Genomic DNA, 7,792 nt, shown 5'->3' with positions numbered 1-7,792 from the left:
GGGCAGTCGCAGCGGGCGGTGGCGCCGTGGGTGGGGCATCCGCGGGAGGCGAGGCGGGCCAGGTCGGCGGCGGTGCCGGTGGCCAGCAGGCGGCCGTCGTCGCCGGTGATCGCCACCGCGAGGCTGCCGCCCGCCGGCGCCTGGACGCCGAGCGCGTCCAGCTGGGAGAGCAGTTCGCGCAGGTGTGCCGCGGTGATCGGCATGCGCCCCACGGTCGGGGTGCAGCCGCCGGCGGCCGCCCGCGCCACCGCAGCAGCCGGAGTGGCAGTGGGGTCAGCCGCTGCGTGCCGGCCTGGGGTACGGAGGGCGGACAGGGGTGCGGTGATCTCGAGGTGCGCGGTGCAGGCCGGCCGGTCCGGGTCGCCAGGTTGCAGCACCATCGCGGCGTGGGCTTCGGCGCGCAGCAGGTCGATCGGACGATCGTCCCCGCTGGCGCGGGCCAGCTGTGCGGCCCGATCGATCCTCGACCACATCGCCGCGGTCACCGGCGCGGGCAGCTCGGTGGCCAGCACCGCCATCCCGTCGGCGGTCGCGTAGGTGCGCACCGCCGCACGCCGTTCGGCCTCGACGCGCCGCTGCTCGGCGAACTCCTCGTCGGCGGCGACCGCGGCAGCGATCAGCCGCTTGCGCAGCACCCCAGACGACAGCCCGGCCGCGGTGGGCAACACCGCGGGCACCACCACCGCCACCACCTCGTCCGACGCGGTTCCGAGGACGTCGGCGAACACCCGCGCCCGATACGGATCCAACCGGCCGGCGGCACGTTCGGCGTGCACCGCCGGAATGCGCTCGACCAGCTGGTAGGCGTCCGAGGCCACGCCGGTCGCGTAGGCGCGAGCGGAGTTCAGCACCGCGGCGAGCTCGTCGGGGAAGAACTCGGACGTGCCCGGTACGGGTGAGCCGCTGCCGCGACGCCGGGCGCCGGGATGACCGGGCGGAGGGTCGTCGGTGTCCGGGCGGGCGGCAGCCAGCACCATCACCAACTCGGCCTCGTAGGCGGCGTCCATCGCCTTGCGGGCCTGCACCCGCTCCAGCTCCGCGGCCGCCTGCTCCGGTGACAGCACCTCGACCGGCAACCGCTCGATCGACGGCCCTCGGGACAGCAGCAGCCCGACCAGGCCGTCCCCCAGCGGGGGGCTCTCGGCACCGGTCGTCGTCATGGATAGAACGTACGTTCGACCTACGACAATTCTCGCGCTCCCGGCTCCACGGCCGAGACGCCGACGGGGTCAGACCCGGCGGCCCCGGTGCAGGGCGACGACGCCCCCGGTGAGGTTCTGCCAGGCGACCTCTCGCCAGCCGGCGTCCTGCAGGCGCCCGGCCAGCGCCGGTTGGTCGGGCCACGCCCGGATCGACTCGGCCAGGTAGACGTAGGCCTCGGGATTGCTGCTCACCGCCCGGGCGATGCGCGGCAGCGCACGCATCAGGTACTCGATGTAGACGGTGCGGAACGGCGCCCAGGTGGGGCTGGAGAACTCGCAGACCACGAGCGTCCCGCCGGGCCTGGTCACCCGGCGGAACTCGCGCAGCGCGGCGTCGGGATCGGCCACGTTGCGCAACCCGAAGGAGATGACGACGCCGTCGACGCTCTCGTCGGCCAGCGGCAGCGCCATCGCGTCACCGGCCACCTTCGGCACCGGGCGGGAGGCGCCGGCCCGCAGCATGCCCTGGGAGAAGTCGCAGGCGATCGCGTGCACGCCACCGGAGGCCAGCTCCACGGTGGAGACCGCGGTCCCGGCTGCGACGTCGAGCACCGTCTGCCCCGGCCGGGCGCCCAGCGCCTCCCGGGTGGCCCGCCGCCACGAGGCGTCCAGCCCGCCGGACAGCACGGTGTTGGTGACGTCGTAGCGCCGCGCCACCCGGTCGAACATCGCGGCGACCTCGGAGGGCTGCTTGTCCAGCCCCGCCCGCACACCGGTGGCCTGGGTGGTGTCTCGCCGGTCCGTCACGCCGGAAGGTTACGTCGGGGACCGCGGGCTGCCCTGGCGAGCCCCGCGAGCGACCGGGGACGTCCGGCGCCGTCGCCTAGTCTGGAGAGGTGCCCGCGCCTGCCCTGACCTCCCGACCGGCGGCTGCGCGCGCCGTCACCACGGTCCGGGACGACAGCGGGGCCGCGCTGCTCGCCCTCCTCCCCTCGACCTCGGGCCTTTCTTGGGTCCGCCGCGGCGAGGGGCTCGTCGGCTGGGGCGAGGCAACTCGTCTCGAGGTGACCGGGCCGTCGGCCCTGGCCGAGGCCGCGGCCTGGTGGGAGGAGTACGTCGCCGACCTCGACGTCGTCGACGACCTCGCCGTCCCCGGCTCCGGACCGGTCTGCTTCGCCAGCATCGCCTTCGACCCGGAGGCCGGGACGTCGGTGTTCGTCGTCCCGCAGGTCGTCGTCGGCCGCCGGGACGGCGTCGGCTGGATCACCGCTGTCGGCAACGCGATGCCCGACGGGCCGCTGTCCCCGACCTCCGTCGACGGGCCCGCGCCCCGGCTGCGCTACGCCGACGGCGCGCTCGACCCCGCCAGCTGGTGCGCCGCCGTCGAGTCGGCCGTGGCGCGGATCGTGGCGGGTGAGCTCGACAAGGTCGTGCTGGCGCGCGACCTGCTGGTCTCGGCCGAACCTCCCCTCGACCCGCGGCGGCTGCTGCGCCGGCTCGCCGAGCGGTTCCCGGACTGCTGGACCTTCGCCGTCGACGGCCTGCTCGGGGCGACCCCGGAGCTGCTGCTGCGCCGCGAGGGCCGCCGGCTCTCCTCCCGCGTGCTGGCCGGCACCGCTCCCCGCGGTGCCGGCGCCGAGGACGACCGGCTGGCCGCCGCGCTGCTGGGCTCGGCCAAGGACCGCTCCGAGCACGCGCTCGCCGTCGACTCGCTGGTGGACGCGCTGCGGCCCTACTGCGACGAGCTGGCCGCCCCGGCCGAGCCGGAGCTGTTGACCCTGGCCAACGTGCGGCACCTGGCCACCGACGTCACCGGCACCCAGCGCCGCGCGGCCGGACTCCTGGAGCTGGTCGGCGCCGTGCACCCGACCGCCGCGGTCTGCGGCACCCCGACGCCCGACGCCGCGGCGCTCATCGGCGAGCTCGAGGGCATGGACCGCGGCCGGTACGCCGGACCCGTCGGCTGGCTGGACGCCCGTGGCGACGGTGAGTTCGGCCTGGCGCTGCGCTGCGCCGAGCTCACCGCCGACGGCGGTGCTCGGCTGTTCGCGGGCTGCGGCATCGTCGCCGAGTCCGAGCCGGCCGCCGAGCTGGCGGAGACGCAGAGCAAGTTCGCCGCCTTTCAGGCCGCGCTCGAGGGCTGAGGAGCGCGTCGCTGGGCACGGCGGGCCGGCCGCGGCGCGGCAGGCGCTGGGTGTTCCTGCTGCTGCTCGTGCTCGTCGCCGGCTCCGCGGCGGTCGCGGTGGCGGTCCGCGACGGCGCTGCGCCGGCGCCCGCGGCCTCTCCCACCGGCACGCCGTCCCCCACACCCCGGCCAGAGCCACAGCCCGAGCCACGACCCCTGCCGCTGGCCGGCCGCACCGTCGTCCTCGACCCCGGGCACAACCGGGACAACGGCCGGCATCCCGCGCAGATCGACCGGCTGGTCGACGCCGGTGGCTTTCCCAAGGCCTGCAACACCACCGGCACTGCGACGGACGCCGGCGTGCCCGAGGCGACGGTGAACTGGCTGCTCGCCCAGGAGGTCCGCCCGCGGCTGGAGGCGCTCGGCGCCCGCGTCGTGCTCACCCGGCAGGAGGACGCCGGCTGGGGTCCGTGCATCGACGAGCGGGCGGCGGTCGCCACCCGTGAGAGCGCCGCGCTGCTGCTGTCGCTGCACGCCGACGGGGTGGCGGGCACCGCCCACGGGTTCCACGTCATCCACCCGGGGCTGCGCGCCGGCTGGACCGACGAGACGGCTGGCCCCAGCGCCCAGGCGGCCGCGATGGTCCGGGACGCGCTCGTCGAGGCCGGCCTCGAGCCGGCCTCCTACGTCGGGACCGCCGGCCTGCACGAACGCACCGACCTGGGCACGCTGAACCGGGCCTCCGTGCCGGCGGTCATGCTGGAAGCGGGCAACCTCCGCCACGACGGCGACGCCGCGCTGCTGACCGACCCCGCCGGCCGGGCGCGGATCGCCGACGCGCTCGCGACGGCGGTGACCCGCTTCCTCGCCGGCTGACCCGCCCGGGAGCTCAGTCCGAGCCGGTGAACGCCACGTCGCTGATCGTCGTGAAGTCCCGCACCGCGCCGTCGTTGCCGGTCCGCGCGATCTCCAGCACCAGCCGCGACGTGGTGACCGGCGCATCCAACCGGCTCCGCGCCATCGCCCGGCCGGGTGCGGCGATCTCCTGCCGGTGGCTCGCTCCGCCGTCGAAGCGCCAGGTCACCGCGGTCACGGTGCGGTTCTCGCCGAACCTGTCGGTCCCGTCGACCGGATCGACCTTGTCGTAGCCGGGCACGAGCCCCACCGAGGCGATCGTCACCGGCCGGCCGAAGTCGAAGACCAGCTGCTCGCCGACCGCCGACCCGGCGCAGCGCCAGGCGGTGCCGCCGATGCCGTCCAGGGTGTTGGCCGGCTCGTAGGTGACCGGCACGTTGGCGGCGTCGACGCCGGGTGGGGCCTGGCAGGAGGCCGTGACCGACCGGGGTGCCACGGGGTCGTCGCTGCCCGGACGCCCCGGCGTCGCCGTCGACGACCCGCCGTCGTGCTGCTCGTCGGCGGCGGCCGCGTCGTCCCTCCCGAAGGCCCAGTCCGCGGCGACGTACCCGCCCGCCATCGCGAGCAGCGCGGCCAGGCCCACGGCGGCGATGACCAGGGGACGTCGACCTCGCTCCTCCCTGTCGCCCTCCCTGTCGCCCTCCGAGTCGCTCGCCCAGTCGCTCACCGGGGAGGACGGATCCGGGACGGCAGCCGGCAGTGCAGCACCGCAGGACCCGCAGAAGCGGAGCTCGGGACCCGCGGCCGCACCGCAGCCGGCGCAGAAGCGTCCCGACATGTCTGTACTCCCCTCGTCCGGCGGCCGCCGTCTCGTCGACACGTTAGGACGCACGGCCCCACACCCGGTCCTCGTGGGAGCCACCGGCGTGCCGGGTACTCCCGTGCAGGCGCCGGGTGGTCAGGCCAGTGCCGCCGCGGCGGCCGCTCGCAGCTCCCTGGCCAGCTGCGCCTCGGCGCGCTGGTCGGTGCGCATCACGACCACCCGGGGACCGCCGAGCACCACGGCGTCGCGCAGCTCGTCGGGAGTCGTCACGAGCGAGGCGGCCCAGCCCAGTCCGCGGGCGACGGCGACCAGGTCGCGGCCGTGCGGGGTGCCGAAGACCCGGCGGTAGTCGGCGGCGTACCGGTCCTCCCCCGGCTCGAGCTGGGCGAAGATGCCGCCCCCGTCGTTGTCCGGCACGACCACCGTCAGGTCGGGCACCGGTTCGCCCTCGCCGGTCAGCAGGCCGGTGAGGTCGTGCAGGAAGGTCAGGTCGCCCATCAGCGCGACCGCCGGGCCGCCGTGGCCCAGGGCCGCACCGATCGCCGTGGACATCGTGCCGTCGATGCCGGCCACGCCCCGGTTGGCCAGCACGGTGAGGTCCGCCCGCGGAGCCGCGAGGCGGTCGACGTCCCGGATCGGCGTGGACGAACCGACGACCAGCAGCGCACCCGACGGCAGCGCCGCCACCACATCCCGGGCGGCCCGGGCGGCGGTCAGCTCCGGACGCGCGTCGATGACGGCGTCGACGGCCGCGCCGACGCGGTCGGACGCCGAACGCCACTCCCGCAACCAGCCGAGGTCGACGGTTCCGCCCTCCCCCGGGCCGCCGCCCGGGAAACCGGCGGCGACCCGGGTCGCGGACCGCCCGGCGTCGGGCCAGCGAGGTCCACGGTGCACCGTCTCGACCTCGACCCGGGGATCGGCGAGCAGCGCGGCGATCGGCCGCGACAGCGTCGGTCGCCCGACGACGACGACCCGCTCCGGTCGGCGCTCGGCCAGCCACTCGGGCGCGCCCAGCAGCAGCGCTCCAGCCCGCACGCCGTCGGCCGACCACGCCCCGCTCGACGGCTCGGCGATCACCGGCCAGCCGCTGGCATCGGCCTGCTCGGCCGCGACGCGGCCGGCCAGCAGGTCGCCGTCCCCGGCGACGACGAGCGTCCGCTGCCGGAACGGCGACGGCCCGGACGAGGCGGAGGTCGGCGCGCCGGCCGCGGTCCACGCCGCACCACCGGGGCGGCCGGCCCAGGGGCCGTCCAGCGCGCGCTCGTCCTCGCCACCGGGCATGAGCGGATCGCGCAGCGCGAGGTTCAGCTGCACCGGACCGGGATCGCCGGACAGCGCGCCGGTCGCGGTGATCAGCGCCTTGGCCACCAGGGAGCGCCAGTAGCGGTTCTGCTCCGCCTCCCGCCCGGCCTCCGGCACGCCGACGTCGGCCGACCACCGCACCGCGCCGCCGTAGAGGCCGGCCTGCTCGATGGTCTGGTTCGCCCCGGTGGACCGCAGCTCCGGCGGCCGGTCGGCGGTCAGCGCCAGGAGCGGGACTCCCGACGCGTCGGCCTCGAGCACCGCGGCGTGCAGGTGCGCGGCCGCTGTCCCGGAGGTGGTGAGCACCGGCACCGGCCGGCCCGACGCCTTCGCCAGCCCGAGGGCCAGGAACGCCGCCGTCCGCTCGTCGATCCGCACGTGCAGCCGCAGCCGGCCCGCCCGCTCGGCCGCGGCCAGGGCCAGCGCGACCGGCGCCGACCGGGACCCCGGCGCCAGGACGGCGTCGGTGACCCCACCCCGCAGCAGCTCGTCGACGAGGACGCGGGCGAACGCGGTCGAGGGGTTCACGCCGCCGACACCGCGGCCACGCGGGCCGCCCACCGGGCGGCGGTCCCGTCGTCGGCGGCCACCGCGTCGATCCGGTCCGGCTCGGGCCGCACGACGGGCAGCGCGCCGTCGACGGGGAGCAGCGGCGCGCTGGTCACGTCGTCGGTGAACAGCGCGACCGTCGCCAGCCCGCAGGCGAACGGCAGCTCCGGCAGGGCCGCGGCGAGCGCCACGCCCGCGGCGATCCCGACCGAGCTCTCCAGCGCCGAGGAGACCACGCACGGCAGGCCGTGCGCCTCGGCCACCCGCAGCGCCGCCCGCACGCCGCCCAGCGGCTGCACCTTGAGGACGACGACGTCGCCCGCCTCGCGCAGATCCACCGCGAGCGGGTCGTCCGAGCGCCGCACGCCCTCGTCGACGGCCACCCGCACGTCGATCCGCCGGCGCAGCGCGGCCAGCTCCGGCAGCGTCGGGCACGGCTGCTCGACGTACTCCAGCCCCACCGCGGCATCGAGGGCGCGGATCCGGGCGGCGGCGGTGTCGATGTCCCAGGCGGCATTCGCGTCGACCCGGATCGCACCGCCAGGACCCAGCGCGTCGCGCACCGCCTCGACGCGGGCGAGGTCGTCGGCCTCGGTCTGCCCCGGTTCGGCCACCTTCACCTTGGCGGTGCGGCAGCCCGACGCCGATGCGATCGCGTGCGCCCGCTCGGCGTCCACGGTGGGCACCGTCACGTTGACGGGAACCGAGTCGCGCACCGGCGCGGGCCAGCCCACGGTGGCCGCCTCGACCGCCGCCGCCCACCAGCGGCGGCTCTCCTCGACGTCGTAGTCCCAGAACGGCGAGAACTCGCCCCAGCCGGCCGGACCGCGCAGCAGCACGCCGTCCCGCACGTCGATGCCGCGGAAGCGGGTGCGCATCGGGAACGAGTACACCCGCGTCTCGAGCACCGGGTCCGGGATCACGCCGGTCACTGTAGATAAGGACCCCGGCGCTCCCGGCCCTCGCAGGCTCGCGCCGGGCCCCTGCACCGGG

General features: G+C 76.8%; 7 protein-coding genes. 2 read left to right on the top strand and 5 right to left on the bottom strand.

What is annotated here, in order from left to right:
- Together A6V29_RS20520 and A6V29_RS20515 are read right to left on the bottom strand one after the other, a co-directional pair.
- The coding region (locus A6V29_RS20520) for a 13E12 repeat family protein (RefSeq protein ID WP_137162035.1) at window positions 1-1,160 on the bottom strand (1,160 nt) is incomplete at its 3' end.
- Between the two features lie 69 nt (window positions 1,161-1,229).
- Window positions 1,230-1,949 (bottom strand): demethylmenaquinone methyltransferase, encoded by a 720-nt coding sequence (locus A6V29_RS20515; protein ID WP_137162034.1) that lies wholly within the window; start codon window positions 1,947-1,949, stop codon window positions 1,230-1,232.
- Between the two features lie 89 nt (window positions 1,950-2,038).
- Here A6V29_RS20515 and A6V29_RS20510 point away from each other — a divergent pair, with 89 nt between their 5' ends.
- Window positions 2,039-3,286 (top strand): isochorismate synthase, encoded by a 1,248-nt coding sequence (locus tag A6V29_RS20510; RefSeq protein ID WP_137162033.1) that lies wholly within the window; start codon window positions 2,039-2,041, stop codon window positions 3,284-3,286.
- A gap of 50 nt (window positions 3,287-3,336) precedes the next feature.
- Window positions 3,337-4,143 carry an N-acetylmuramoyl-L-alanine amidase gene (locus A6V29_RS20505; protein WP_212719698.1) on the top strand — a complete coding sequence of 269 codons (807 nt, stop codon included), beginning with the start codon at window positions 3,337-3,339 and terminating at the stop codon, window positions 4,141-4,143.
- A 13-nt stretch (window positions 4,144-4,156) separates the two neighbouring features.
- Here the strand turns inward: A6V29_RS20505 and A6V29_RS20500 are convergent, their stop codons facing one another.
- From A6V29_RS20500 to A6V29_RS20490, 3 genes are all read right to left on the bottom strand, one after another.
- Window positions 4,157-4,960 carry a discoidin domain-containing protein gene (locus A6V29_RS20500; protein ID WP_137162032.1) on the bottom strand — a complete coding sequence of 268 codons (804 nt, stop codon included), beginning with the start codon at window positions 4,958-4,960 and terminating at the stop codon, window positions 4,157-4,159.
- A gap of 120 nt (window positions 4,961-5,080) precedes the next feature.
- Window positions 5,081-6,778, bottom strand: a complete 1,698-nt coding sequence (gene menD, locus A6V29_RS20495) for a 2-succinyl-5-enolpyruvyl-6-hydroxy-3-cyclohexene-1-carboxylic-acid synthase (protein ID WP_137162031.1) — start codon at window positions 6,776-6,778, stop codon at window positions 5,081-5,083.
- On the bottom strand, window positions 6,775-7,722 hold the full coding sequence (locus A6V29_RS20490) for an o-succinylbenzoate synthase (protein ID WP_249933384.1): 948 nt from the start codon (window positions 7,720-7,722) through the stop codon (window positions 6,775-6,777). The genes menD and A6V29_RS20490 overlap by 4 nt, the downstream gene beginning before the upstream one ends.
- Window positions 7,723-7,792 lie beyond the last annotated feature (70 nt).

The sequence above is a fragment of the Blastococcus sp. CCUG 61487 genome (assembly GCF_005222955.1).
Lineage (GTDB): Bacteria > Actinomycetota > Actinomycetes > Mycobacteriales > Geodermatophilaceae > Blastococcus.
This window is presented reverse-complemented; position numbering and strand designations above follow the sequence as displayed.

What these genes read in the sequence shown, in the direction of transcription:
- A6V29_RS20500 (WP_137162032.1), bottom strand. Translation starts at nt 4,960, where the DNA reads ATGTCGGGACGCTTCTGCGCCGGCTGCGGTGCGGCCGCGGGTCCCGAG.